The sequence below is a fragment of the Leptospira tipperaryensis genome (assembly GCF_001729245.1).
Taxonomy (GTDB): Bacteria; Spirochaetota; Leptospiria; order Leptospirales; family Leptospiraceae; genus Leptospira; species Leptospira tipperaryensis.
In genome coordinates this window covers 2,616,264-2,642,382 of sequence record NZ_CP015217.1, presented here as the reverse complement: position 1 = coordinate 2,642,382, position 26,119 = coordinate 2,616,264, and the positions used below count along the sequence as shown (strand labels likewise).

The 26,119-nt window shown below is 43.8% G+C and carries 25 protein-coding genes and 1 tRNA gene; 15 read left to right on the top strand and 11 right to left on the bottom strand.

Annotated elements, in window-relative coordinates; genetic code table 11:
* Positions 1 to 71 precede the first annotated feature (71 nt).
* Positions 72 to 144: transfer RNA gene (locus A0128_RS12450), tRNA-Met, on the bottom strand.
* 201 nt (positions 145 to 345) lie between these two features.
* Here A0128_RS12450 and A0128_RS12445 point away from each other — a divergent pair.
* From A0128_RS12445 to nhaC, 8 genes are all read left to right on the top strand, one after another.
* Complete coding sequence (locus A0128_RS12445; RefSeq protein WP_069607816.1) at positions 346 to 1,404, top strand: sensor domain-containing diguanylate cyclase; 1,059 nt, start codon at positions 346 to 348, stop codon at positions 1,402 to 1,404.
* Positions 1,405 to 1,446: 42 nt separating this feature from the next.
* Positions 1,447 to 1,677, top strand: coding sequence for a hypothetical protein (locus A0128_RS12440; RefSeq protein ID WP_069607815.1), 231 nt, complete (start codon positions 1,447 to 1,449; stop codon positions 1,675 to 1,677).
* Positions 1,656 to 2,615 (top strand): pepsin/retropepsin-like aspartic protease family protein, encoded by a 960-nt coding sequence (locus A0128_RS12435; RefSeq protein ID WP_069607814.1) that lies wholly within the window; start codon positions 1,656 to 1,658, stop codon positions 2,613 to 2,615. The genes A0128_RS12440 and A0128_RS12435 overlap by 22 nt, the downstream gene beginning before the upstream one ends.
* A 1-nt stretch (position 2,616) precedes the next feature.
* Positions 2,617 to 3,750, top strand: a complete 1,134-nt coding sequence (mnmA, locus tag A0128_RS12430; RefSeq protein ID WP_069607813.1) for a tRNA 2-thiouridine(34) synthase MnmA — start codon at positions 2,617 to 2,619, stop codon at positions 3,748 to 3,750.
* A 15-nt stretch (positions 3,751 to 3,765) separates the two neighbouring features.
* Complete coding sequence (locus A0128_RS12425) at positions 3,766 to 6,045, top strand: alpha-hydroxy-acid oxidizing protein (RefSeq protein WP_069607812.1); 2,280 nt, start codon at positions 3,766 to 3,768, stop codon at positions 6,043 to 6,045.
* Between the two features lie 110 nt (positions 6,046 to 6,155).
* Complete coding sequence (locus A0128_RS12420; RefSeq protein ID WP_069607811.1) at positions 6,156 to 7,235, top strand: PilZ domain-containing protein; 1,080 nt, start codon at positions 6,156 to 6,158, stop codon at positions 7,233 to 7,235.
* Positions 7,236 to 7,240: 5 nt separating this feature from the next.
* Positions 7,241 to 8,272: a pseudouridine synthase gene (locus tag A0128_RS12415; protein WP_069607810.1), complete on the top strand. Its 1,032-nt coding sequence runs from the start codon at positions 7,241 to 7,243 to the stop codon at positions 8,270 to 8,272.
* Positions 8,269 to 9,684, top strand: a complete 1,416-nt coding sequence (gene nhaC / locus A0128_RS12410; protein ID WP_245667151.1) for a Na+/H+ antiporter NhaC — start codon at positions 8,269 to 8,271, stop codon at positions 9,682 to 9,684. Before A0128_RS12415 ends, nhaC begins: the two co-directional genes overlap by 4 nt.
* Here the strand turns inward: nhaC and A0128_RS22265 are convergent.
* Positions 9,681 to 10,415: a hypothetical protein gene (locus A0128_RS22265; RefSeq protein ID WP_069607809.1), complete on the bottom strand. Its 735-nt coding sequence runs from the start codon at positions 10,413 to 10,415 to the stop codon at positions 9,681 to 9,683. The two genes, nhaC and A0128_RS22265, sit on opposite strands and share 4 nt — an antisense overlap.
* A gap of 523 nt (positions 10,416 to 10,938) precedes the next feature.
* Here A0128_RS22265 and A0128_RS12400 point away from each other — a divergent pair.
* Positions 10,939 to 11,943, top strand: coding sequence for an adhesin OmpL37 family surface protein (locus tag A0128_RS12400; protein WP_069607808.1), 1,005 nt, complete (start codon positions 10,939 to 10,941; stop codon positions 11,941 to 11,943).
* Positions 11,944 to 11,971: 28 nt separating this feature from the next.
* Positions 11,972 to 12,574, top strand: a complete 603-nt coding sequence (locus A0128_RS12395) for a hypothetical protein (RefSeq protein WP_069607807.1) — start codon at positions 11,972 to 11,974, stop codon at positions 12,572 to 12,574.
* Positions 12,575 to 12,582: 8 nt separating this feature from the next.
* On the opposite strand, the gene A0128_RS12390 is transcribed toward A0128_RS12395, so the two are convergent.
* The 6 genes from A0128_RS12390 to A0128_RS12365 form a co-directional block, all read right to left on the bottom strand.
* On the bottom strand, positions 12,583 to 13,590 hold the full coding sequence (locus A0128_RS12390) for an LIC11086 family outer membrane transporter (protein WP_069607806.1): 1,008 nt from the start codon (positions 13,588 to 13,590) through the stop codon (positions 12,583 to 12,585).
* The gene (gene lsa30, locus A0128_RS12385; protein WP_069607805.1) at positions 13,590 to 14,468 is read right to left on the bottom strand and encodes a laminin/fibronectin-binding adhesin Lsa30; all 879 of its coding nucleotides are present in this window, start codon (positions 14,466 to 14,468) and stop codon (positions 13,590 to 13,592) included. Before lsa30 ends, A0128_RS12390 begins: the two co-directional genes overlap by 1 nt.
* Positions 14,443 to 15,642 carry an MbnH family di-heme enzyme gene (locus A0128_RS12380; RefSeq protein ID WP_069607804.1) on the bottom strand — a complete coding sequence of 400 codons (1,200 nt, stop codon included), beginning with the start codon at positions 15,640 to 15,642 and terminating at the stop codon, positions 14,443 to 14,445. Before A0128_RS12380 ends, lsa30 begins: the two co-directional genes overlap by 26 nt.
* 43 nt (positions 15,643 to 15,685) lie before the next feature.
* Positions 15,686 to 16,627, bottom strand: a complete 942-nt coding sequence (locus A0128_RS12375; RefSeq protein ID WP_069607803.1) for an MbnP family copper-binding protein — start codon at positions 16,625 to 16,627, stop codon at positions 15,686 to 15,688.
* Between the two features lie 78 nt (positions 16,628 to 16,705).
* Positions 16,706 to 17,146 carry an LIC_11090 family protein gene (locus A0128_RS12370; protein WP_069607802.1) on the bottom strand — a complete coding sequence of 147 codons (441 nt, stop codon included), beginning with the start codon at positions 17,144 to 17,146 and terminating at the stop codon, positions 16,706 to 16,708.
* Positions 17,143 to 17,445, bottom strand: a complete 303-nt coding sequence (locus A0128_RS12365) for a sulfate transporter (RefSeq protein ID WP_069607801.1) — start codon at positions 17,443 to 17,445, stop codon at positions 17,143 to 17,145. The genes A0128_RS12370 and A0128_RS12365 overlap by 4 nt, the downstream gene beginning before the upstream one ends.
* 145 nt (positions 17,446 to 17,590) lie before the next feature.
* Here A0128_RS12365 and A0128_RS12360 point away from each other — a divergent pair, with 145 nt between their 5' ends.
* The 3 genes from A0128_RS12360 to A0128_RS12350 all read left to right on the top strand — a co-directional run bounded on the left by A0128_RS12360 (position 17,591) and on the right by A0128_RS12350 (position 22,001).
* The gene (locus A0128_RS12360) at positions 17,591 to 19,648 is read left to right on the top strand and encodes an O-antigen ligase family protein (protein ID WP_069607800.1); all 2,058 of its coding nucleotides are present in this window, start codon (positions 17,591 to 17,593) and stop codon (positions 19,646 to 19,648) included.
* The gene (locus A0128_RS12355; RefSeq protein WP_069607799.1) at positions 19,645 to 20,553 is read left to right on the top strand and encodes a glycosyltransferase family 2 protein; all 909 of its coding nucleotides are present in this window, start codon (positions 19,645 to 19,647) and stop codon (positions 20,551 to 20,553) included. The genes A0128_RS12360 and A0128_RS12355 overlap by 4 nt, the downstream gene beginning before the upstream one ends.
* 122 nt (positions 20,554 to 20,675) lie before the next feature.
* Positions 20,676 to 22,001, top strand: coding sequence for an adenylate/guanylate cyclase domain-containing protein (locus A0128_RS12350; RefSeq protein WP_069607798.1), 1,326 nt, complete (start codon positions 20,676 to 20,678; stop codon positions 21,999 to 22,001).
* Here A0128_RS12350 and A0128_RS12345 read toward each other — a convergent pair.
* The 3 genes from A0128_RS12345 to A0128_RS12335 form a co-directional block, all read right to left on the bottom strand.
* On the bottom strand, positions 21,998 to 22,288 hold the full coding sequence (locus A0128_RS12345) for a YciI family protein (protein ID WP_069607797.1): 291 nt from the start codon (positions 22,286 to 22,288) through the stop codon (positions 21,998 to 22,000). The genes A0128_RS12350 and A0128_RS12345 overlap by 4 nt on opposite strands.
* Before the next feature lie 117 nt (positions 22,289 to 22,405).
* The gene (locus A0128_RS12340; RefSeq protein ID WP_069607796.1) at positions 22,406 to 22,954 is read right to left on the bottom strand and encodes a metal-dependent hydrolase; all 549 of its coding nucleotides are present in this window, start codon (positions 22,952 to 22,954) and stop codon (positions 22,406 to 22,408) included.
* A 5-nt stretch (positions 22,955 to 22,959) separates the two neighbouring features.
* On the bottom strand, positions 22,960 to 23,565 hold the full coding sequence (locus A0128_RS12335) for a glutathione S-transferase family protein (RefSeq protein WP_069607795.1): 606 nt from the start codon (positions 23,563 to 23,565) through the stop codon (positions 22,960 to 22,962).
* A 334-nt stretch (positions 23,566 to 23,899) separates the two neighbouring features.
* On the opposite strand from A0128_RS12335, the gene ilvD reads away from it, so the two are divergent.
* Positions 23,900 to 25,582: a dihydroxy-acid dehydratase gene (ilvD, locus tag A0128_RS12330; protein ID WP_069607794.1), complete on the top strand. Its 1,683-nt coding sequence runs from the start codon at positions 23,900 to 23,902 to the stop codon at positions 25,580 to 25,582.
* Entirely contained in the window at positions 25,579 to 26,112 is a 534-nt protein-coding gene (locus A0128_RS12325; protein ID WP_069607793.1) for a nucleoside 2-deoxyribosyltransferase, read from the top strand. Before ilvD ends, A0128_RS12325 begins: the two co-directional genes overlap by 4 nt.
* The last annotated feature ends 7 nt before the right edge of the window (positions 26,113 to 26,119 follow it).

Sequence of the window (26,119 nt, the reverse complement as noted above, 5' to 3'; positions counted from 1 at the left end):
CAGTTATATTGGAAAACAAGGCAGGAATGGAAAAATTTATCTTGAAAAGAAAGAGGGAAGGATTAAAACACTAGCGCGGACAGGATTCGAACCTATGACCTTTGGGTTATGAGCCCAACGAGCTACCAGCTGCTCCACCGCGCGGTGTATGTAGGTCAGTATTTGTGCTGAACCCTCGAAAGCAAGAATAAATCGACAAAAAGAATTGATTTTTAAAGAAAAATTAGATCTTATATCCTTTGGTATAAGAGATTCATTTCGAATGAAAAAGAAAGCCGTTCAAAACTTCGGCAATAAATTGGAAAAGGCTCCTTTCGTATCTATAGACACCGGAGAACCAACCGTTTGATCAGTAAAGAAAATGATCCCTTGATGATAGAGTATCTGGAAAAGAAAATCTATGATCAAAAGCAATTATTAGAAATCAGCAAAGCTCTCAATTCCACTTTAGATTATAAATATCTAATGGATGCAATTCTTAATATTTGTCTCGCGCAGTTACAAACCTTACAGGCCGCCATTTATGTCAGCCCGGAAGCGGATTCCGATTTTTTTGAATTGGATCCGAGTTACAAAGGTTTTGATCTTTCTGAAAATGAAAAATCATTCCGTATAAAAACGGACGCTGCCCTCATTCAGTTTTTAGAAACCAGAATGAAAGCGATGACTGTAAATCAGATTGAAGAGAGCATGGGCCGATCCGTAACCGAAATCGATTTTCTCCGGGGAATCGGAGCCGACCTCATCATACCTTTGAACGCAAAGGGAAAGGTGAACGGTCTTCTCGTGCTCGGAGAAAAGATGACCATGAACGAGGTTCAAGAAGAGGACCGAGATTTTTTAACGACTCTTTCCACACTTGCGGGAATCGCCGTCGAGAACTCTCGTCTGTACGAACTCGCGACCGTGGACATGATGACCGGTCTCAAAGTGCATCACTACTTCCAGACAAAACTCAAAGAAGAGATGGATCGTTGTCGAAAGAAGAAGTCTCATCTGACTCTTCTTTTTACGGACGTGGACAACTTTAAGAAGTTCAATGATACGCACGGGCACCAAGCCGGGGATCAGGTTCTGATCGAAGTCGCGAGACAATTGATTCGAAACGCGGGCAAACACGATACACCGGCTCGTTACGGCGGGGAAGAATTTTGCCTCGTGATGCCGGGAGCGGATCTGGAAAGAGGATACGAGATGGGAGAAAAAATTCGCGCAGCGGTGGAAGCCAGTAGCGTGAAGAATCCGAACGGTGGTCCCGATCTCAAAGTCACTCTTTCCGTGGGAGTTTCCGAGTTTTGGCCGAAAGATAAAAATAACCGAGATCTGATTGAAAGAGCGGATAAGGCCCTTTATATGGCGAAACATTCCGGAAAAAATCAGACCATTTGTTATAAAGAAACTTAAGAAAACCTTTTTCTTTTTTCGGAATTTGCCGATCAGTACAGCATGGAAAAGAATCTCCTGCTGTACCAAGTTCCTCTGACTCAAATCGAAGAAAGAGAACTCACAAAACGGATCCAAGACCGAGCGCTCGGGAAAGAAAAATTTGATTTTTCTCCGTATTCGTGTTTTATAGAATACAAACCAGCGGACCCGGTGACAGGCATTCAATACAGGGACTGCGTGATAGACTACACACGATGTTCCAATCAGAAATGTATCAAAAAATTGATCTGAGGTTTTTCCTTACACTTTTTCTTTTTGCATTTCTATCCTGCTCCCTTCTTCCCTCGAAAACACAGGTCACTGTAGTTTCCGGGGGAGTTGAAATCATTCTTCCCTTTTTTGAAAAACACGGTTTTCGTTTTATACAGCTTTCCTTGAGTCCCGAGGAAAAACCCCTTCGCTTCTTAGTGGATACCGGTTCTCGATTCTCCTTTTTGGATGAAAAATTTTTCACAGAACAGGATTCCAAACGAAGGATCGCGGTCACGTATCCCGGAGGAAAAGACGATTCTTACCGAAAAGTGAGAACGATTCAGCTTTTTTCCAAATCTCATTCCATCTTCAAAGATCTCATCGTACATTCTCATACCTTTTCCGGGAATCTCGAACTCGACGGAATCATCGGCATGGACGCACTCTATGAGAAAATTCTAATCTTAGAATATCCGACTCAGATCCGTTTTTTAGAAAGCGCAGGTGGAGAATTTACCGAGGCCATGCTTTCTCCCTTTCCGGGTTTGGCTCAGAATACGGAACCGCTCCGATTTTTTTCCGGACATCCGGTTTTAGAAATCGAATATGGAACCCAAGACAAAGCGCTTCTTCTCATGGACACGGGCGCGGACTTAAGTCTTTTGGAATTGCCAAATGTGATCCCCGGTTTTGTGGAAGAGACTTCCTCGAGTCGTCCCGTTCAGATTCTTAACTTCCAAGGAAAGGTTTTGAACGTGAGAACGCGTTTTGTTCGTAAACTTTGTATTCTCATGACGTCCAATTGTGTAAACGATCTCGAAATTCTACCTTCGGGGCTTCCGGTCGATTTCGCCGGGGTTTCGACCGGAGTTCGGATTCAGGGAATTCTCGGCGTAAACTGGTTGAACGAGCATAGAATTCTCTTGGACATGAAACGGAGTCTTATAGGTATAGTAGGGAAAGACGGCGGGAAGTAAGATGAGCAAGGGTAAAATCATAGTAGCCATGAGCGGCGGAGTGGACAGCGCCGTAACCGCGGGACTTCTTATGGAAGAAGGCTACGAAGTCATAGGGGTCAACCTCCGAACCTGGGAATACGAGGCGCCTGCTTGCGACACCACTAAAAAATCCTGTTGTTCTCCCGAAGACATCCGGGACGCGAGAGACGTAGGTCTTTCGCTCAAAATTCCATTCTACGTCGTGAAGATGGAAAAGGTCTTTCAAGAGAAAGTCATCGATCGTTTTATAGACGACTATCAACACGGAAAAACTCCGAACCCTTGTGTGGAATGTAATACCTTCGTCAAGTTCGGCGCGCTCTTTGAAAAAGCAAAGGCCCTTGGAATCGACAAGATCGCGACGGGCCACTACGCTCGGATCGCACAGAACGGAGATCGTTACGCGATCGCAAACGGTCTCGACATGGGTAAAAATCAGGCTTATTATTTATACGGACTCTCTCAGGAGAATCTCAAAAACGTAATCTTTCCTTTGGGTGAAATGACAAAACCCGAAGTCAGAGAAATCGCAAGAAGAATGGGACTTCCCGTCGCTGAGAAAGCGGAGTCGCAAGAAATCTGTTTTATCCCCGAGAACGATTATAGAAAATTCTTAGAAAAGAAAAAAGTGGAATTTACTCCCGGTTTTTTCAAACTCAGAGACGGAAGGATCATCGGCAAACACAAGGGAAGAGAGAACTTTACGATCGGTCAGCGAAAGGGACTCGGGATCGCATGGAAAAATCCGTTGTATGTCATCGCGATCGAAGATGATGGATCCGTAATATTAGGAGAAGAGAATGAAACCTACACGGGCTCCTTCTCCGTAATCGATTATAACTACCAAGGTTTGGCTCCTCTTTCGGAAGGGGAATCCTTGGAATGCCGCGTGCAAGTCCGTTATAGACATTCGCCGATCCGTTGTACGATCACAAAACGAAAGGACGATCTTGTAGTCGAACCTCTCGAAGACGTAAGAGGTGTTACCCCCGGACAATCCGCGGTATTCTATCCGGTCGATTCCGACTATCTTTTGTTAGGCGGGATCATCAGGAAGGGAAGTATCGAAATGCAAATCCGAGAAACGATCCCGGCCGTGGCTCTTCAGAACTAACTAGGACTTTCTTTTTTGTCAGTGAATCACAAAATCACCGGGAAAACCATAATGATCGTGGGTGGGGGACTTCTTCAGGTTCCTATCATCCAAACCGCGAGAATGATGAAACTCACGACCGTAGTCGCCGACATGAACGGAGACGCTCCGGGAATGAAGATCTGCGATATTCCGATGGTGATGAGCACGAAGGACATCGAAGGTATGGTGCGAGAATCCAAAAAACTCGCGACCAAGATCAAGATCGACGGAGTCATCACCGCAGGAACCGACGCGAGTATGACGGTGGCGGCCGTCGCAAACGCACTTGATCTTCCCGGCATTCGTTATGTGGACGCGGAAGCCGCTTCCAACAAGGTCAAGATGCGTGAGCGTTTGAAAAAAGCGGGCATTCCACTTCCCGGTTTCGCTCCCGTCTGGAGCCTCGCCGATACGAGAGAAGCATTAGAATTTTTGAAATTTCCTCTTGTGATGAAACCCGCTGACAATATGGGCGCCAGGGGAGTGATCAAAGTCGAGAACAGAGAAGAATTACAAGCCGCCTTCAAACACGCAAAAAAATATTCTCCCACAGGGGAAATGATTCTCGAAGAATATATGCCCGGCCCGGAAGTCTCCGTAGACGCCTTAACATGGAACGGAAATTTCGTGATTACGGGAATCGCCGATCGAATCATCGAAAGGGAACCTTTTTTTATCGAGATGGGACACAACATGCCTTCCGCTTTGAGTCCTTCCGTTTTGAAAGAAGTGGAAGACGTGATGTTTCGAAGTATGAAGGCTCTTGGGATCAACTTAGGCGCCGGCAAAGGAGACATCAAGGTGACTCCGGACGGTGTCAAGGTCGGAGAAATCGCAGCAAGACTTTCGGGCGGTTTTATGTCCGCGTTTACGTTTCCTCTTTCTTCGGGGATCAACTTAAATCGTGCGGCCATTCTCATTGCGCTCGGAGAAGAGCCGGACAATCTCACGCCTACGGTCGAGAGAGTTTCCATCGAACGTTGTCTTTTGGCTCCGAGAGGAAAGTTACTCGCCATTGACGGACTCGAAGACGCGCGCAAAATCGAAGGAGTCAACGATCTCTTCTTTATGAATAAGATCGGAGACATCATCCAAGAACCAACGAATAACATCGAAAAGACGGGACACGTCATCATCAGCGCGGACACTCTACAAAACGCGGAATCGATTTTTGAAAAAGTCAAAAACACGATTCGTTTTACCTGCGACGAACTCTATTCTATCTCCGAAAAAGAAATCCAACAAAACGCAAGAATTCGTTTTGGAAAAGAAGTCTGTTGGGTCTGTAAGGTCTGCGACGGAACCGATTGCGCTTCGGGAGTTCCCGGTATGGGCGGTTTGGGAAGAATGCTTACGTTCCAAGACAACGTCGCCGCGCTTCAGGAATATTCCATTCTTCCCCGTTATATTCGGGAACATACAAATGCGAACGTTGATACGACATTCTTAGGCAAAAAATTAAAAACTCCGATGATGGCGGCGCCTATGACCGGAGCCGTCACAAACATGAACGGAGCTATGGACGAGTTTACGTTCGCCGCGACTCTTCTGGAAGGTTGTCAATCCGCAGGCACCTTAGCGTGGTTAGGCGACGGCGCGAGTCCGGATAAATATCTGATCATGCTCGAAGCGATTCGTAAAACAAAGGCGGAAGCGATTCTTATCTGTAAGCCGAGAGAGGATGAAGGTCTTTTAAAAGAACGTTTTCAAGAATCGGAAAACGCCGGGCTTTTTGCGATCGGGATGGACGTGGACGCGGTCAATTTCAAAACGATGACCATGAAAAACATTTCCTCGGTGACGAGAAACGCATCCAAGCTCGCAAAGATCCGCTCTCTCACCAAACTTCCGTTTATCGTAAAGGGAGTGATGACACCCGAAGACGCTCAACTCGCGATCGATGCGGGCGCTGATTGTATTGTTGTTTCCAATCACGGAGGAAGAGTTCTCGACGATATGCCCGGGACCGCGAGGGTTCTTTCTGGAATTCGAAAAGCGGTTGGAGAATCGTTTCCGATCGCGGTTGACGGAGGCGTTCGAAGTGGAATGGACATCTTTAAGATGCTCGCACTCGGAGCCGATACGGTCCTCGTGGGAAGGCCGATGGCGATCTTTGCCGTGGGCGGTGGAGTCGCTGGAATTCGTTTTCTGATTTCTCAATATACTGAAAATTTATTACAATCCATGAATGTTACCGGAGTGGAAAATTTAAAAGGAATTGGGATGGATCTCCTTTTTCGGAAAAAAATTGACGAAGAAAATTCCGGCCCCTGATGAGAAAATCGTTTTACTAACTCGACTTTTCAGATTGAATATTCAAACTTACGATCGTCAGTTTATAGAATCCGATACTAAAATGGATTTTATATAGTAACAATAGAATCATGGATAAACTCATCAACGACCCGGAAGGGATTCACAAAATTCTACAGTCTCTTTTTACGAGACTTCCCGTTGCGATCGTTGTGGGGAATCGTCCTCTTCCCGTAAGAGTTGTCGGACTTAAGGACGCAATCCGTCTCGTGGTGACGCTTCCCGCCGGAACAACTCCGGAGCCGAATCGAAAGTTATATCTGATTCATAACAATCATCGTTTTGCGGCGAACTTTGCCGTCGAAATGCACAATCCTTCCAACGGAGTCGAGTTGTTGCTTGCGACTTCGATTCAAGTCACGATCGCTCAAAGAACGGAAGAACGAATCCGTGTCGATGCGTCTTCCGGATCTCAGACGATGCTTACAAACATTATCAATCAGGGGAATCTTAGAAAGACATTAGCATTTGCTGATAAAAAGATCGACGAGATCGTAAAAAAACACGCGAAACTTCTCAGGGAAAAATATCCGAATTCCACAATATTCTTTTCCGATCGAATGGACAATCGTCTGCGATTGATGTATAACTTCGATCAGTCGATTTATGTTTTGGATCGTTATTCAAAAGGGGATGGGAGCGGAGGTTTTCAGTTTCTTCCGTTTCCGGAATATCAAAAATTGCTTACGGTCCATAAATTAGAATCCGGTATCACCTCTGAAGTATCGATCATGATTCGTTACAAAGGTTATACTCCGCTCGGTTACGTTCAGATTCTTTCCGAAAATGAATTGAATACGAACGATTTCAACGCGGCCAATATTTCAGCGAGCGCGGTTTCCAAGGACGTCATCGCTTCCGGTTTCTTTCAGGAATCCAAAGAGAAATGTACGGTGGATAACGTTTCACTGCAAGGTCTCGGTTTTTTTCATCCTCAGTCCATCTTCTTCTCAAGAAGTTTTACCGTCGGTGAAACGATTCTTTTCGATCTGAATCTTTCGTCCGAAAGCAAAGGAACCTTTCGAGCCGTGATCCGAAACATCAACAACACGGATAAGATGTTTCGTATCGGTTGCGAATTCTTCAACCTGAATGAAAAAGAAGAATCGATGATTCAGAGTTATATCGATTCCAAGGAACAGGCGTCCTGAATCCGATTTTAATCGCGCCTTCTCAAATCTTGGAACCGGAAGAATCTGAGTCTGAGTCTTTGCAAATTACGATTCGTGCCGAGGATTCTTCCGTCAGACTCGATCATTTTCTATCCAGAAAATTCACTTATCATTCAAGGACCGTTTGGCAAAAAGAAATTTCAGCCGGCAGAATTCTTCTCTCCGGCAAAAAAGTAAAACCGGGTATCATCCTACGAGAAGGAGACCAAGTCGTTTATCAAATTGAAAACAAAACGGAACCTCCCGTAAGGACCGATTACAAAATTCTGTTTGAGGACGAATGGCTCGTTGCCGTGGATAAACCGGGAGATCTTCCCGTACATCCGGCGGGAATCTACAGAAAGGGAAATCTTCTCACTCTTTTGCAAGAATCCGGTAGGTTTCAAGAACTCTATACGATTCATCGTCTGGATCGAGAGACTTCGGGTGTGATCCTTTTTGCAAAAAATCAAAAGACCGCGTCCAAACTTTCCGGACTCTTTAGCAGCGGGAATATTCAAAAATTCTATATTACAAAAGTATGGGGTAGTTTTCCAGCCTCTGTGTCGGGTTATGGAATTCTAAAATTCGACGACAAATCTAAGATCCGCAAAAAGAGAAAGTTTTTACCCTTGGAAAAAAAGAAATTTATATCGAAACAAAATCTGCTTCTGGAGACGGAAACTTCCTTAGAGGAAGAGGTTAGCTTGACCTATTTTCGCAGAATAAAATCAGATCGGATCGAAACATCAAATCATTATAATATATCTTCGTATGTTCTTTGTAAGCCGATTACGGGAAGAATGCATCAAATCCGCGCGACTCTTTACGGCCTCGGTTATCCTTTGTTCGGCGATAAACTCTACGGCAAAGACGAAGAAGTTTTTTTAGAATTCATAGAAGGAAAAAAACCCGATCTGGTCAAAAGATTGGGAATGGAAAGACAGGCCTTACACGCGTATGCGGTTTGTTTTTTGCATCCGGATACAAATCAGAAGATGAAAATTAGATCTCCGTTACCGGAGGATTTTTTGTGAGAATCATTCAACCCGGCTTGTTTGAATCGATCATCCCGGTTTTTGTTTTGGTCTTGGGCCTTGGATACGCAGGCGTTGTATTCGGAAACGGAACCGTGGACGGACCCGCTCAGATGCTTTTGATTTTATCGGGGACGGTCGCGAGTTTACTCGGACTTCGTCTCGGAGTAAAATGGGAAACCTTAGAAGATCAGATCTTAGAATCACTGAAGAATGTTTTAAAACCGGTACTCATCCTTTTGTTGATCGGTTCCTTGATCGGGGTTTGGATCTGGTCCGGGATCGTTCCTTCGATGATCGTCTGGGGTTTAAAAATTTTACATCCTTCTTACTTCTTGATCACGGCCTGTCTTCTTTCTTCCGTGGTTTCTTTGATCACGGGAAGTTCTTGGTCCACCGCCGGTACGGTAGGTGTCGCTCTGATGGGAATCGGAACCACCTTGGGAATCCCACCCGGAATTTCCGCGGGCGCAATCGTTTCCGGAGCTTACTTCGGAGATAAACTTTCTCCCTTTTCGGAGACTACCAATCTCGCTTCTTCGATCGCGGGAACACCACTTTTTACGCATATTCAACATATGTTATATACAACGATTCCGGCGCTTTGTGTGGCGCTCGTTGCATTTGCCTGGATCGGTTTTGGAGAATTTTCCGGACCCGTTTCCAATCAAAAGACCGAAGAGGTCATTCGTTTACTCGAGTCTTCCTTTCGGATTCATCCGGCGTTGCTCTTTCCACCCGTTCTCACCTTTGTTTTGATCTACTTTAAGATTCCCGCAATTCCTTCCATCTTGGCGGGAATTCTTTCCGGAATCCTCTCCGGTATTTTTTTACAACATCCTGATTTGAGTTTTCAAGAAGCCTATAGACAGATTTTGAATGCGGCTTCGAAAGGAAATTCTATGGAGACAGGAAATACTCTCACAAACGCCCTTCTTTCGAGGGGAGGGATGGCCTCGATGCTTCCTACGGTCTGGCTTATTTTTTCGGCGATGTTTTTTGCGGGTGCGATGGAAGGTGCCGGATTTATTCAGAAGATAACGACTGCGATCCTAAGATTCGCGACAACCGATCGTTCTCTTTTGACGGGAACGATTCTTACGAGTTTTGCCGCGAACCTACTTTCCTCCGATCAGTATCTTTCGATTCTTGTTCCGGGAAAGATGTTTAAAAAAGCCTATGAAGAAAGAGGGTTGGATCCGAAAAATCTTTCAAGAGCGCTGGAAGATTCCGGGACAATGACTTCCGCGCTTGTTCCTTGGAATACCTGCGGTTCGTTTATGGCGGCCACGTTAGGCGTTCCTGTGATCGTATTTCTTCCCTATGCCTTTTTGAATTTGAGCAGTCCCATCATTTCTTTGATCTGCGCTTGGACGGGATGGACGATCCGTAAGAAAGAATCCGAAACCTAAATCAACACTTTCAAAATGATGAATATACTCAAATTGATTCCGCCTAAGATATAAAACCATTGAAAACTCGGAGACGAGATCGTTTCCAAAATCGCGAAGTCGATCGTTTTTTTGAGGGCGTTTTGTAAGGTTTCGGAATTCGGATTTTCCTGATCGGGAATTTTCGCGGAAATTTCTTTCAGAAGAGTTTCGACTTTTAGTTTTTGTGCAAGTCTTGAAACGAGAGCCGTGAGAGGAAAGGGAAGGTTGTCTAACTTTGTCAGATAATAGGGAAGATTCTGAATCTGTTGCGCGATAGAAAAACTTTTCCCTTTTGCATTGTCCGTTTCGACTTTTTTACGGATGGATTCTTCCAGACGTTCCGAAAGGTATTCGCTGATGATCCCGCGGTTGTCACCGAGGAGTTGATAGAGCGCTTTTGTGACCGCATATTTTTTTCCAAAAAGGAAATGGAGTCCTGGAAATACGATTCCAAAACCTAACACGATTAAGGTGACCGGCCAAAGTTCGATCAGGATAAAAACGAGAGCGATGGCGGCTCCGATTCCTCCAGCTCTTGCGGCCGGAACACCGCCTAAATTGGAAGACAGAGTTTTCATCTCGGGAAAAAGAAACGCAAGAAGAATCCAGTTGAAAGTAAGTCCAATTAAGGTAAAGAAAGCTATGTTAAAAAGGCCGGTGAAAGAGGCTTTGGCGGTCGATTTTAGCAGGGTTATTTTGTCTATTTTCATAGAGATACGTCTCTCCTTTCCCGGTCGGAATGGAATCTCAGAAAATCATTTCTATAAATTTGAGTCTATAAATTATTAAGGAAAAGAGAAGAATGGATCTCGAAAATTCGGAAGAATCGATTTAGGATCCGCGTTTCGCAGAACACCAACGCGGCCGGAAGAAAGAAGAGACACCGGTATTGAATATCATTCTTGCTACCTTTCGTCAAATCGAAGTTTAACGGAACGATTCTACTGTTTTTATATTGCCAATTCTCGAGAAAACTTATCCGAAGCAAAGTTTGGATCGTTAGTCGCTTTGTTTAGATTTTCGTTGCTGTTATCCAGCAAACCGTCTATTTTGCATCGTCCACTTGGGATCCGTTTTTCAGAGCGATCCTAAGATCGATCTTTTCGATTTTTAAAAAAGGACTCGGAGAAAAACCTTTTTAACTCGGAAAACAACGGGGTCAAAATCGGAATTTCGAGCTTTTTTTGCCTTGGAAAAAGGGGGGAAGGCCGATATAAAAAGGTAGAGAAAGCCATGGTTTCCAGAATTCAAACAGCACTGATCGTACTCATCTCCCTTTCCGGCGGCCTTTTGTGGGCTGTATCTCCGGATCAAACCAATCTCGGGATATTGATTGGCGAAAATAAAATCAATCTGAAGTTTATCAATATCTGCGTGAGTAACCTTTCACCGCCTCTCGAAGAGGGAGCCGCCGGAGAAAAAACGCCGCCAAACAGTACGAAGGCGGAAGCGGGAACTCAAGCCCAGACCGGAAACACGGCTGGAAACGAAGAGCAGTATAAAAAATTAAACGCGCTTCCTTCTTATACGAGTTTGAAAAAAGCAAATCAGTTCGACTTTAACGGGAACATGTGGTATTATCAGAGCAATTATAGTCTTTCTTTTAAAAATCTTCGCGGCGCTCAAGGCGAGATGAAAGATCTTTATCAAGCCACACACGAACAATATCTTCAAAATTCACGGGTGATTTTAGAATACGCTTCTCCCTTAATCGTGAGAAGTAACGATAAGATCGCGCAACATCTCCTTCGTCTCGGATTTCGAGATCTTAAAAGTTCCGAAGATCATTTTACGACGGCCTACAATTCAGCACCTTATCAGTTTCGTTATAAACTTTTACTTCATAGCGAAGGAATCAAGATTGCGAGAAGGGCGAGAAGATTCGCGTTACTCGCTATGATCGCGTCTAAAACACCGGCCGAGGATAAACCGGAATATCAGTTTGTAAACCTCGACGATATTAGGGCGGCCGCCGAAAAAGAAAGTATTTCCGATTATGAAAGAATTCGCAATACTCTGATCAATTATATCGATAACGATCTCATTCAAAGAAAAATCGTTCCTCCGGGCGAATCCAAGGATAAACCCATCGATATATTAGAAATTCATGATGATAATTATTCTTTTATCACCTCCGGAAGAGTTTCTTTTATGGATATGAGTAACGACGAAATCAAAACCGACGATATGATTCAGAAGGAAACTCTTCCTCCGATTCCTGCAAAAACCGGAAACTAAAATTCGATTTTCATCAGGAAATAGATTTATGAATCGATCCAAAAAATATTTCTTTATTTGTTTAATCAGCTTTTTCGTTTTTCAAAGTTTTGCAGACGCGGGAACTCTTTCCTTTCGAGAAAAGAAAAAATCGATCGAAAGAAAGATCAAAATTTTGGAAGATTCTAAAAAGGCGATTCCTTATAACAAACAAGACGAGAACTGGTCGAAACTTCAAAATCTAAAAGAACGTTTTCAAAACTTTGCACGTTCCGGAAGTATTCAAGAAAGAGAGGAATCCTTGCTCCTTCTGGAGAGAGCTGTTCCTCAGATCACCTCCGAGTTTGCCGCGGAAGGAAAAGTATCCGCGAAAAATCTCATCGTACGTTATTCCGAAGTATACTTACAAAAAAAGAATCATCCTGAGGAAACTCCGCTTAACGTCAAAGACGAGGAAAAATCTTCGAACTACTTTCGTATGGCAAAAGAAGAATTCAATCAAGCCGAGAAGTTTGATCGAGATCGAAATGACTTCTACGCGCTTGTTCTTTATGGAAGATCCATTCAATATTCTTTAAAAGCGATGGATTCTCTTTCTTTAGATCCTCCAAAGGGTTACGAAGGAATTCTTAAAAAGAAAATCAAATCGTAATTAGGCGATTAGTTTTCTTCCTTTTTGGTTTCCGATTTTGGATCGGGTTCCTGAGGAGATCTTGCGTCAGATTCTTTTTTAACCTCGTTTTCCTCGTCATCCAAACCTGAGATCTCGATCGAGACAGCGGCCGTAATCGCATAATCATACAATCTATGTTCTTCTCCTCGAAAGAGAGGATAACGATAGGCGAGGTTGAAGTTGAGTTTTTCCGAAACGTTTGCGGAGAATCCGACGCTGACTTCTCTAAAGATCGAAGGGACTTTTCCTTGATCGGTCCTTTTGAGATCCACTCCTTCGTAAGGAGTTCTATAAAGATATCCCGTAAAAAAAGAAAGCCCCGGTTTCCAAAGCCAAGTTACGTAACCCGAGAGCAGAGTTGTTTTTTTGAGTAAATACGTTTCTTCCGGGGGAGAGGAAGACGGATCGCGAAGCCAATATACGATTCCGTCGTTGTCTTGTAAGTTGTTTGGTTGCGATCGAGTAAGAGGAAAAATTCCGCTGAGTCTCGTCACGAAGCTGAACTTTCCCAAAAGATAACCGAGAGTGAGCCCCGGAATTCCGGAATAATAATTTCCACCCGTGAACTTATCCGTGTCGGGTCCGGAAGGAAAACCTACGTTCGCGCTGAGCACGACAAAATAATTTTTTTGAAAGTCGATCAGAGGAAGATACTTCATTCCGATGTATGTCTTTCCTATTCGAGCCGCGTCCGATCGATCTTTTTGTTCATAGTAGGTATAAGGCGTGCTTAGATTGAGCGCGAACATTCCGTTTTTAAGATTCATTTCGCCGTAGAACGTGGTCGTATGGATGTTGCTGTTTTCGGCGGTCTGTTTGTAGAAGTCCTGAGTCAACACAAAGTAGTTTGCCGGTTTTTCCCTCTTTCCCGTAAAAGGATCCACAAAACGGGTGGAGGATTGATCACTTCCCGCCATTCCTGTGTGATGGGCGAGAGCTGAACGTGACGATAAAAAAATAGAAAAGATCAATAAAATTAGAATATTCAGTTTCATTAAAATAGACTGCATCCCGTCTGATACAAAACCCTGTCCTGTTGTTGAAAATTCGCCAAGATCAGATTGTAAAGTGTTCCGTTCTGATATGGATTGATGTTAAAAGTTCCGGCAGCGGGAATCGAACCCAAGAGGGAAGTCCCGCCTTGATCCTGTAGAATTCCCGTCAAGTTCCAAGTCACCGGAAAACTACCGAGCTTTTCCGGGACGATATCGAATCTGCATCTTGGAAACAATTCTACTACGAAGGGAGCCAGTTGGATTCTTACCGTAGTGTTGATGGGTCCGGGGGCGGTGATCTGAAAGGTTAGATCTAACGATTGCACCTTATATTTCACCGAAGCAAGATAACCGGAAGGAATCCCTTGGACACGAGGAACGACGGAAGAATGAACGTCCCCCGTAAGAATCGATCCGTTGACTACTTCCAGACTCAAGTCCGTAAAGGAAGGAGTTCCGTATTCAACTCCATAAGGAGAAGTCACCGGCAAATCCAACGGAACGGTATAAGGAGTGTGAGAAGCTGCGGAATGTTCGTCCTTGCCTATCGTTCTCGATTGATTCGGAACTGTAGGAACCGGATTGGGATTGACTCGAACGCCGACTCCGTCCCAAACGATCTTAGATCCGGCTAACAACTGTAAGTTGTAAGTCGTCGCGCCGGATACAAGACTAAAGGTACCGATGTTTGCGTCTTGCTGATCGTCCGTAAAATAGATCCCAGTTTGAAAGGTGGAAGGCCTTTGATTAAAAAGAGTCAAAAGTCTCTGCAACATCTTAGCTTCTTCTTTTTCCGAGTCTCCAACCGAGCCGAACGTGCACGATTCGAGAAGGGAAAAGATACAGAATAGACTAAAAAGGATCGCTGTTTTTCGCATTGTTCACAAATTCCGTATCGGTTAAACTTTTGAGAAAGTTCACGAGGTCCGTTTTTTCACCCGCGGTAAGTCCGATCGCAAAGACGAAGTTGTTCTTGTTGGGATTGGTCCTTCCGTCTCCGGTATTGGGTCCGGTTGTGATGTTTCTTCCACCGGCGTTATAGTGTTCCACGATATTCTCAAGAGTGTCGATCGAACCGTCGTGCATATAAGGCGCGGTCAATTCTATATTACGAATCGATGGTGCTCTAAATTTTCCCTTATCGGATGCAACACCCGTGAATTCAAAAAGACCTTGGTTGCCTGTGGGATAACTTCCGGTTCCGCCGATATTGTAGAGTCCGTTGTTGTGAAAGGTGACTTCCTCCAAAACGGTTCCTACGTGAACGCTGGTCGCCGCGAGATTAAAACCTCCGTGACAGTGAAAACATTCTCCTTTTTCGGAAAAAAAGATCTGGGCTCCTCTTAGGATGGAAGCCCTCTGCGTGGAATTTCCAAGAGCTGAGACGTCCCCGTCGTAGAGATACTTATCATAAGGAGAACGTCCCGAGATCAGAGTTCTTTCAAAACTTGCAATCGCCTTTACCACGTTAGCCGTCGAAAAAGGATCTCCTCCCGGAAAGGCGCTTGCAAACATCGCCTGATAACGGTTATCCGAACGAAGACGATCCAACATTTCGTTTTCCCTATTGGCAAGTCCGAGTTCCACCGGATGTTCCCCGAAAATCGGAACCAACATCTGATCCTCTAAATTTTTCAGATTCGGGTTAACCCAAGTTTGGCGAATGTTGTAGGCGACGTTGATAATTCCTTGAGAATTTCTAGGATGAATATCTCCCGTAGAACCTACCGCCGTAACGAATCCGTCCGTAAACGCTTTCGATTGTTTGTGACAAGATCCGCAGGACTGAGTTTGATTTCCGGAAATTCGTTTATCATAAAATAAGAATCTTCCGAGATCCACCTTTTCCTGAGTCATCGGATTGGAGGCCGGGACGAGTGGAACCGGAAATCCGGGAGGAAGGTTCCAAACATAGGAATTCTGAGGCAGGAGCAACAGAAGGAGCGCGTCGTCGTTATTGGATTCTTTCTTTTTGAAAGGATCGATCGGAAGAATTCCGGAACCACAATTCAAAAAAAATAGTATAAAAATAGAATATACAAAAAGTTTCATGTTTTTATCCCCAGTAAGCCCGATAAATCGGACTTTTTTGGAATTAATTCTTCGGAATGACGGTAAACACGGTTTGAGTCGGAGTGATCGGTAGTCCGGTCGTAAGGTTCAAGCCGATATTCGGAAAGATGGTTGCACAACCCGCATCCGCAAGTCCGGACATGCAGAGCGCGTTATTCGCGTTTGCTGTCAGATCGATTCCTTGTAATAAGCTTTGGACGTTGATCTTGATCGCCTGGGTCACCGGGTTAAAACCTCCGTCGGGAGTGAGAGAAACGGTAACACGATTGGGTCTTGTGCAAGTGCTCGTACTTCCGGTGCCAGTGCAAGTTCCGGATCCGATATGAACCGAGGTTCCTCCCGCTCCGGTTTCGGCCGTTTCAAAATCTAATTTGAAAAATTTGTAACCTCCGGTCCAACCCCAGAACATACCGCTTAGATTCATTGGAGAAGGTTGGTTGTCCGCGTCTAAGTGATTCTTATTTTCCGGAACTCCGACGATAAACTTGATACCTTTGTAGGCTCCGGGTGGGATCGCGGCCATAACGAGGTTGTTGGTCTCCGTAGTTCCAGTACACTTTCCGGTCTTGTCTTCAAAGTCCAAAAGTGTCACGTTTCCATTTTGAAACTTTCCGTCTTGGGTCAAAGTGAGAGGAATTTCGTTTCCGTCCGCTCCGATAAGAGTGACTCCGTGAACATAAAGTCTAAAGTCATGTAACTGAAACGTCGTACTCTCCGCGATATGAGCCGTAGGAATAAAGGGAAGCGATTCTAAAGTCAAGGCGTGACCTTTGAGAGTCTGTCCGCATTCTAACTTTTGAGATCCTGCATATGCGGAAAATTGAATCCCCGGCGCACCGCCTAACGCGACGATTGCGGCGAGCGCGGTCATATCGTCGTCGTTCTTTTTTTTGTCCCAAGGACAGTGAATGAAAGTAAAACCTATAAATACAATTGTCAAAACGACTAATAATTTTTTAGTCATGAGAATTCTCCTGAAATATAAATACCGATTTAAAAACTTAGAAAATCTTCGGTGAGGGTTCCTAAGCGGATTTAAAATTTAGGAGAATTGAGGGGGTTTGAGAAGGGAAAAAGAAGAATGGATGCCAGTATTCAAATCTTTGAATACGATGATTTCTAAAAGATCGGAAACGGGTTCTACGATCCAAAAGGTTGCCGGATTAAAAAGAACGGAGTGGAAAGCGCTGAGTTGAGAAGCCTTGTTTTCCGATTTTTTACAAGCGCAGGCGTGTGTTTCACCCGACTTTGCGGAATGGCAATCCGGAAGTTTTTTAGAAACGTGGGACGTTTCGGATTTAGAACGAACGACCTTTGAAAAACGATCGTCTTCTTTGTTGGAATGTTTTTGAACCCGGCTTCCATGATTACACTCGCAGATCTTGGCTTGTTCCGCCAATACACAACCGAAAAGACCGCTGGAAAATACGACGGCTTGAAAGAGGATTGTGATCGAGAGATAAAAGGAAAGAAGGAGTTTCATCCCAAATTGATCTTGAGTTTGGAAAGCACGAGTTGCAATCCTTCGCTCAATTTAACTTCCGAGATTTGAATTTCTTCCTTCTTTAAGTCGGAGATTAATTTTAGAATTCGGTTGAGGACCATAGAAGGAATCGCAACGACCGGGGTGAGATCCAAAAGCACAGAATTCGGACGAACTTCACGGATCTGAGAAAGGATGATTTCGATTTCTTCGGATTCCACGGAACAGATATTCTTACGAAATACTACGCGGAACTGATTTTTATCGGGGTAGATTGTGGATTCTTCCAGTTGTTGCATAAAAGGGAACTTCTATACAACTATTTCAGAGGTGAGTTTTTCCTGGAAACAAAAAAATCCACTTTCGGGATAAGAATCTAAATTCAAACCGAAAGTGATCCATTTTATCGTTTCGGAAAAAATCCTTTTGAATTTCTGTATCCTTATGCAAAACCAGAAGCGAAATCCATTCTTCATTCCTTTGCAGATTTCTTCCACGAAGATCGCATTTTGGATTGGATTTTCCATCTTGCTCCTACTTCCTCTTTTGAGCTTCTATCCCTGGAAGTATAGAATCGCTTTCACAGTTTTGATGTTTGTCTTTGTTCTTATCGACTTGTTTTCTCCGTTAGTCGCCACAGCGATTCTCGCGAGTACCGGCGTTTTATTCGGGAATCATCCCGGAGGAAGATTTTTAGAACTCCAAGATTCTTTTTGGATCTATTGGTCTCTTCGTGGAATCATCGAACTCAAGTTTTCCGGAACTTCCGTTTTTTCTTTGGAATTTTGGAAACGTCCGATCGGAATTCTTCTTCTTTGTTTTTTTGCTTCGGGGATCGTGAGCCTTCTCGCCAATCCGGAACTCGTATCCGATATCCGTTTTTATCAAAAAGGATGGTTCTGGTTTTTGCATTCCACGGAGTTGGAACCTTGGTATCCGATCAAACTTTTGGGAATCGGAATTCTATTTTGGATCGGATTACACGCGAGAAGGGAATGGTTAGGTGAAACTCGAAAACCGGATCGGCTTTTGTATTTTTTTGCGGTCGGAATCGTTATCGGTCTATCGATCTCCGTCTTTGTGGGATGGATGGAATATTTTTTTCCTTTCGCAAAATCGAAGTTAGACGCGTATCACTTCTGGCTCGACGGATACAAACTGATCGCGCTTCCTCATTCTTATTTTTCGTGGATGGAAGATTTGCAGAACCAGTTTGCGATTCAATCCTTGTTTTGGAATCGAAGTTGGTTTGCAGTGTATCTCATCTCCGGTCTTCCTTTTTTATTCTATGTTCTTTTTCAAAACAAGGACGATTCGTTTGCAGACGATCGATCGGATACAAACTCAAAGACATTCAAGAGTAAGAATCGAATCCGACTTTTTTTGTTATTGGGTGCTTTTATCGTTTTGAGTCTGACCTTTGTGTGGATCGGAGCGAGAGGAGGAATGCTTTCGTTTTTGGTTCTTTGGATCAGCGCGGGAGTTTACTTTCTCTTCTTCCGATTGGTAAAAAAAGAATCCATTCAAAAAGGGGCGATTCGTTTTGGAATCGTGTTCCTCATTCTTTGCGGAATTGGATTTCCAATCCTTGTAATCTATACAAAACTCGGAGCCGGTGATCCCGAACGCCTTTCTCATTTTCTGGGAGGTTGGAAACTTTTTTTGAGTAAGCCGCTTTTTGGGGGAGGTTTTGAATCCTATGGCTGGTACAACGAATGTTGTCTGACGCAAAGCGGAAAAGAAAGTCCGTATCACACGACTCACAATCAGTGGATCCAAATTTTTTCGGGACTGGGAATTTTCGGTGCATTCTTTTATGCCCTTCTCTGGGGATTTCTTTTGGATTCGATTGCGTTTGCAAAAAAGGAAAATAAAGAATCCATCGGGGCTCGCGCCTTGTATTTCGGTTCCGTCGTCGCGATTTTTATCTATTCCTTTTTTCAAGAATGGTTTTATCTACGCGCGGTTTATCTTCAGTGGATCGCTTTGTTTGCCTATTTCGGAGCAAGAAATTCGTTATGGGAAAATGTTGTTTTTAGAATATTCCAAAAAAAGAATGTTTTAAAGTTTTTATTTTCTCTGGCAATTCTACTTTTTTTCTCCCTCTATTTATTTCCCACGAAAATGTTTCGATCCGGAGTTTACTTTCCTCCCGGCGGGGACAAGTTTACGGCTTGGATTTTGGAAGGTCATAGTCGGATCGTATTAGTCTCGAAGCCCGACATTTATTCCGTAGGCTTCAACTCGGATTTTCCAAACGGAATTTCCAAGATCGATATAGAAGGCGGATATCGTCAGATTTATCCATTTTTGAAGACGATGATCCCTAAAGACGATATCGACTTTCGAACAATCGAAGGTGATAATATTCTAAAATTTGAATGTTCTATAAGTGAGCAGAACAGCGGATGGAAGCAAATTTTTTTCTGGAGTCCTGAAGTTTTGGATCCGGAGCCTCGAAAGCTTTGCGGGCAAATTACGATTCGAAAAAGTCTTTTATGAATTCTCTCCCGATCACAGTAATCATCCCCACTTACAATCGAGAGCAAAAAGTTTTAAATGCGATCGAGAGTGTTCTAAAACAAACTCAATTGCCTGCAGAGATTCTAATCGTGGACGACGGTTCTATGGACGAGACGGTCGCAAACATTCGAGAACGATTTTCAAATTCTATTCAAAGAATTCAGATTCTTTCCAAAGAACATAAGGGCGTGAGTTCCGCGCGCAATCTCGGAGTGGAAAAAGCCAGATCCAACTGGATCGCATTTCTTGATTCGGACGACGAATGGCTTCCTTTGAAGCTGGAAAGACAATGGAAATATCTTCAGGAACATCCGGAGATAAGAATTCTTCAATCCTTAGAGGTCTGGATTCGAAACGGGAAAAGGGTCAATCCTCCGATTTATTTACAAAAAAAAGGCGGATCGATTTTTTCGGAAAGCCTCGAGTTCTGCGCCATCACTCCTTCTTCGGTGATCCTAGAAAAAGAACTCTATGTGCTAAGCGGCGGAATGGACGAGGATCTTCCCGCGTGTGAAGACTACGACCTCTGGTTAAGGATCAGTTCTCAAAACGAGGTCGCGTTGTTAAGCGAAGAACTTTTGATTCGTTACGGTGGTCACGAAGATCAGCTTTCGTTTCAGTTCCCGGTCATGGATCGATTTCGAATTTACTCCATTCTAAAATTATTAAATACGCAACGATTGACCGACGCGCAAAAAGAGCAGGCGAAGGCAATTCTGTTTATAAAGTGGAATGTATTAAAACAAGGAAGACTCAAAAGAAATACTTGGAATGAAACATTGGATCTTCTCTGGAATGAAACAATACGAGATGGTTTCCTTTCTCCTTCCGGAGAATCCTTGCGAAAGTTTTTGCTCGCGAGTGAAAACTGGACTCGCGCTTAATCAAGTTCGTTTCGTTTTTTAACTCTGAATAGATTTCTGGTTTTCTTTTTATTCATGATCTGAAATATAATTCCCACTTGGATCGTTTTATGTTAAAATCGAGATCCGCTGGAGAATTTTAGATGCTCAAAGGTTTTCAAGAACTCATTCATAGAAAAAGAATGCTCGTGATGGATGCACTTTCTTTTGAAGTTTTAAAAAGTGAAATCGTTCGTACGCGGATTTTGTTCCGTTTCTTTTTTGTCGCGAGTCTCGTGGTAGGCACGGTCTATTTTTTGCTTGGGGATAGAATGACAAAAGAAGTCGGAGTTCGTCTTCCATTTGAAGCGATTGTTCTTACCGGCCTCGGCATTTCCTTATACGAATACATCGTTTATAGAATTTTTCAATCGTATCAGAGAAAACGAAAGGTCGTTTTTCCACCCGCAAGATTTGGAAACGCTTTTGTCGAAATTTCCTTTGTCACTTTGCTTTTGTGGCTGAATATCAACTCTTTTGATTCTCCTCTGATTCCTCTTTATTCTCCGGCGCCTTATATTTATTTTATCTTTATCATTCTTTCCGTTCTTCGTCTTGAGTTTTCTCTGAGCGTTTTTACGGGTTTAGTGGCGGGGGTTCAGTTGTTCGGTCTCGCGTTTTTTTACATTCCAGCGAGCCAAGTGAAGCTTGAACTCCAGTTTTTTAATTCCTTTATGCCCTTTTTTGGAAAGGGATGTCTTTTGGTGACGGGCGGTTTTGTTTCCGGTTTGGTTGCGGTTCAGTTAAAAAAGACCTTGGTTTCTGCGACGGATGCGGTTCAAGAAAAGAATAAGGTAATTGGAATGTTCGGTCAGTATGTTTCACCGGAAGTTGTGGATCGTTTGCTCGAGCAGAAGAACGAAAATTTTTCCGAGTTCAAACACGTTTGTGTGATGTTTTTGGATATCCGTAACTTTACGAGATTCTCCGAAAAAAGATCACCCGGTGAAGTGATCGATTATCTCAACTATCTTTTTACCCACTTGATCGATATCGTAAACATGCACAACGGGATGATCAATAAATTTCTTGGCGATGGCTTTATGGCTGTTTTTGGAGCTCCGATCTCGGACGGCGCGAACGATATTCACAACGCGGTGAATGCTTCCTTGGCTCTTCTTAAAAAAGTGGAACAGCTCAACTTGGAGGGAAAAATTCCGGAGACAAATATCGGCATCGGTTTACATTCGGGCGAGGCGATGACGGGTAACGTAGGTTCCGAAGCGAGAAAGGAATATACGATCATAGGTGACGTCGTCAACCTTGCGTCCCGCGTCGAGCAATTGAATAAGGAATTCGGAACCAAGTTTTTAGTCACACAGGCCGTGTATGACAATGTAAAAGAGAAGGTTCCGGGAAGACATCTTTCTTCCATTCACGTAAAGGGAAGGGAAGAGCCGGTGGACGTTTACGAATTGGCGAAACTCTAAAGCCAGAATTCGAATTCTTTCTGATATTTTACCGGATTCCATTCTATGATTTGGTATTCGGCAACTCCGTTTAGATAAAAGGGATCTTGATGGCAGAATGCCTCAAGGTCCTTTCTTGATTCTGCTCTTGCGATTAAAATCCCGCCGCTTCTGGGTTCTTGTGGTCCGGATGCGAGAAGAATTTTTTGTTCGTATCCCTTGGAAAGAAAGGCTCTGTGTTCGATGACGTGTTGGTCTACGATTTCGATGGGAGTGAGATAGCGGAGGACTACGATAAACTGTTTCATTTTTGTTTCCTAAAAAAATCTCCAATTACAATTTCAAAATTTAGAAATGTTCTTTCGTGTCCATTGTTTTAATGAGATAGAATTTTAAAACTTTCTAATAAAAACTTCCGACTCCATTTAGGATTTTACCTTGTTCTTTTTGGTTCGGAGAAGACGTGTTAGAAAGATAACAAACGCGGCGCCCAACAATGGGATCCAGACAAAAAGAAGTTCCGATCGTAAAACCACAAGTCCTCTCGCAGTTAAGAAGTTTTTGATTCCGATCGGAGAAACACGGATCGGTCTATAATCAAAGAAAAATCTTTCCGAAGAAAAGGGAACGAGAAATCCGACGCCCAGACCTCCACTCGTCATCGCGTCCAAGAGTCCGTGAGATAGAATCGAAATGAATAAAAACGGAATGAGAACGCGGCCCTTTACTTGAAACCATCGGACGAGAATGCAGGCGAGAATGGAAAGTGAAAATGCAAACAGGATGGAATGGCTGAAACCTCTGTGACCCAGATCTGCTTCATAAGGAATTCCTAATTTAAAAGCGGTTACGTCCGCGTCGGGAAGAACGCAGAAGATAATTCCCAAAATCAATATTCTAAAAGGAATCGTCTTTTTACCAAATGCGATCCAGAGCGAAATGGGAACCGCGGTATGAGTCATGATCGTCGGCATTCAAGTTACTCCTCGGATTCGATAGAAATCATTTTTGGATAAGACTTCACGTTATGAAGCCATTTGCTGACTGAAGGAAAATCTTCCAAGGAAAACCCCCCGTCTTCGGCGACGTGTGAATAGGCGTATAACGCAAGATCTGCGATCGTAAGACGGTTTCCCACAAAAAAATTCTTATCTTTTAGATGGGCTTCCATTACGGAAAACGCCTTCATTCCCTTTGTATGATTGTTTTTGATTTGTTGCGGATCGACGTCGCCCGAAGTAAATTTGAGAAGCCAGCGATTGACCGCTACAAAAGGTTCGTGGCTGTATTGTTCGAAAAAAAGCCATTCTAAGATTCGAGTTTGTTCCAAAAGATCCTGGGAAAAGAATTTTGTATCCCTTGCAAGATAATAGAGAATCGCGTTACTTTCCGGAATGTTGATTTCGTCGTTCCATTGAAGAACCGGAATCTTTCCGTTTGGATTGATCTTCAAAAACTCTTCAGTTTTAGTTTCTCCCTTTCGAGTGTCCAATTCGATCCATTCAAAAGGTAGATCCAAAAGCGTGAGAATGGATTTTACTTTATGGCAATTTCCGGAAACTTTCATTCCAAACACTTTGTACATATTTTCCAAGTTAGATTCTCCGTATGATTCTAAGATCGTTTTTGAAATCCGTAAAAATTTATTTTTCGCAAAAGCGTTTTGTCTCGATGGATCGGATCCTTCGGAAACATCTTTTTGACTCCTCGAAGTCTGTATTTCTTTTTTTAAACGGAAGACTCAATATTTAAGAATCGGAAATACTGATATCGTTTTCGAGCTTTTCCATTTGACTCAAGATAGAGTTCGTTAAACTGTAATTACAATAACCGGTCTCAAGCTCGGAATCTTTTTTTGATTCATACAGAACGGAAAGCTTTCTTACGGTCAAGAGATAGGTTTTTATAGGATCCACAATATGAGCGATAACTTAAAAAAGAGAAGTTCCATGACTACGGATGGGGACAATCGGGCGCCGAATCGCGCGATGCTCCGTGCGGTCGGATTTACAGACGAAGACTTTCGTAAACCGATGATCGGTATCGCTTCCACTTGGAGCGAAGTCACTCCTTGCAATATTCATATCAATAAACTCGCCGAGAAAGTCAAAGAAGGAGTTCGCGCCGCCGGCGGGATGCCTCAAATTTACGGAACGATCACGGTCTCGGACGGAATTACGATGGGTCACGAAGGAATGCATTATTCTCTTCCTTCCAGAGAAGTGATCGCGGATTCGATCGAGATCGTTTCCAACGCGATGAGACACGACGGAGTGATTGCGATCGGCGGTTGTGATAAAAACATGCCCGGTTGTTTGATGGCTCTTTGCAGAGTCAACGTTCCTTCCATCTTTGTTTACGGAGGAACGATTCTTCCGGGACATTGCGACGGTCACGACGTGGATATCGTTTCGATCTTCGAGGCAGTGGGTAAGTTCAACGCAGGCAAAATTTCAAGAGAAGAATTTATCAGGATCGAAGAGAACGCCTGTCCCGGCGCAGGAAGTTGTGGAGGGATGTATACCGCCAACACGATGTCTTCCGCGATCGAAGCGTTGGGAATGAGTCAGCCCGGTTCCGCTTCTATGCCCGCAGTGAGTTCCAGAAAATCGAATGATTGTTACGAGGCCGGGAAAGCGCTGATCGAATTGATTCGAAAAGATATCACTCCGAAAATGATTCTTACAAAAAAGGCGTTTGAAAACGCGATCACCGTTGTTCTCGTGTTAGGCGGTTCTACGAACGCGGTTCTTCACCTGATCGCGATCGCAAAAGAGATCGGAGTCGATCTGACCTTGGAAGACTTTGATAGAATCAGCAAAAAAACTCCTCACCTCGCGGACTTAAAACCGGGCGGAAAATACGCGATGACCGATCTCGACAAAGTCGGCGGAGTTCAAGGAGTGATGAAATATCTTTTGAAAGAGGGAATGCTTCACGGAGATTGTCTGACCGTTACCGGAAAAACACTTGCAGAAAATTTAATGGATATGCCCGATCTCGTCGCCGGTCAAACGATCGTTAAGAAGAAATCGGAAGCTCTTCATCCTTCCGGTCCTCTCGTAATTTTAAAAGGAAACCTGGCCCCGGACGGAGCCGTTGCAAAAATTTCCGGACTTAAAAAAATTTCGATCACCGGACCCGCTAAGGTTTTTGAATCCGAAGACGATTGTTTTAACGCGATCATGAATAATCAGATTCAGGCCGGTGACGTGATCATCATCCGTTACGAAGGTCCAAAGGGCGGTCCCGGAATGAGAGAGATGCTCGCCGTGACTTCGGCCCTCGTCGGCAAGGGACTCGGAGAAGACGTGGGACTTATGACCGACGGTCGTTTTAGCGGCGGAACTCACGGTCTTGTGGTCGGACACATTTCTCCGGAAGCGTTCGAGGGCGGTCCGATCGCGATCGTTCAGAACGGAGACAGCGTTACCATCGATTCTACGAAAAATCTGCTTCAAGTCGAAATCTCTCAGGAAGAAATTGATAAACGACTTAAAAACTGGAAACCGATTGAACCCAGATATAAATCCGGGGTGCTTGCCAAGTATGCGAAGTTGGTCCAATCGGCGACTAACGGAGCGATTACGAATCTGCTTTGAAAACGATCTATCTCGCAGGACCTGAAGTTTTTTTACCCGAAGCGATTTCGGTTCTGCAGGAGAGAAAGTCTCTCTGTAGAGCCAAAGGTTTTATGGCACTTTCTCCTTTTGATTCCGAAATCCAGAACGACTTGGAAAGAAATCAGGATCTCGCACGGAAAATCTTTTTTGGAAATTTGGAATTGATTCAAAGATCCGATATCGTATTAGCCAATTGTAATTCGTTTCGAGGGCCGCTCGTGGACGACGGAACCGCGTTTGAGATCGGTTATGCATACTCGCTTGGAAAAAAGATTTACGGTTATGCGAAATCCCTTCTTCCTTTGCCTGAAAACGTCAAAAGATCGATTTTCACTTCGCCTCATTCTTCCGGGTATGAGATCGACAAGGAAGGCTATTTGCTAAACGAAGACTTTGGCAATTCTCTCAACCTGATGTTGCAGTATGCGATCGAAAGTAGTGGAGTTTTGATCGAGGGAGAATTTGAGGACGTTTTAAAAGAAATCGTTACCCGAGAACAAAACGAATAAAAGTGCG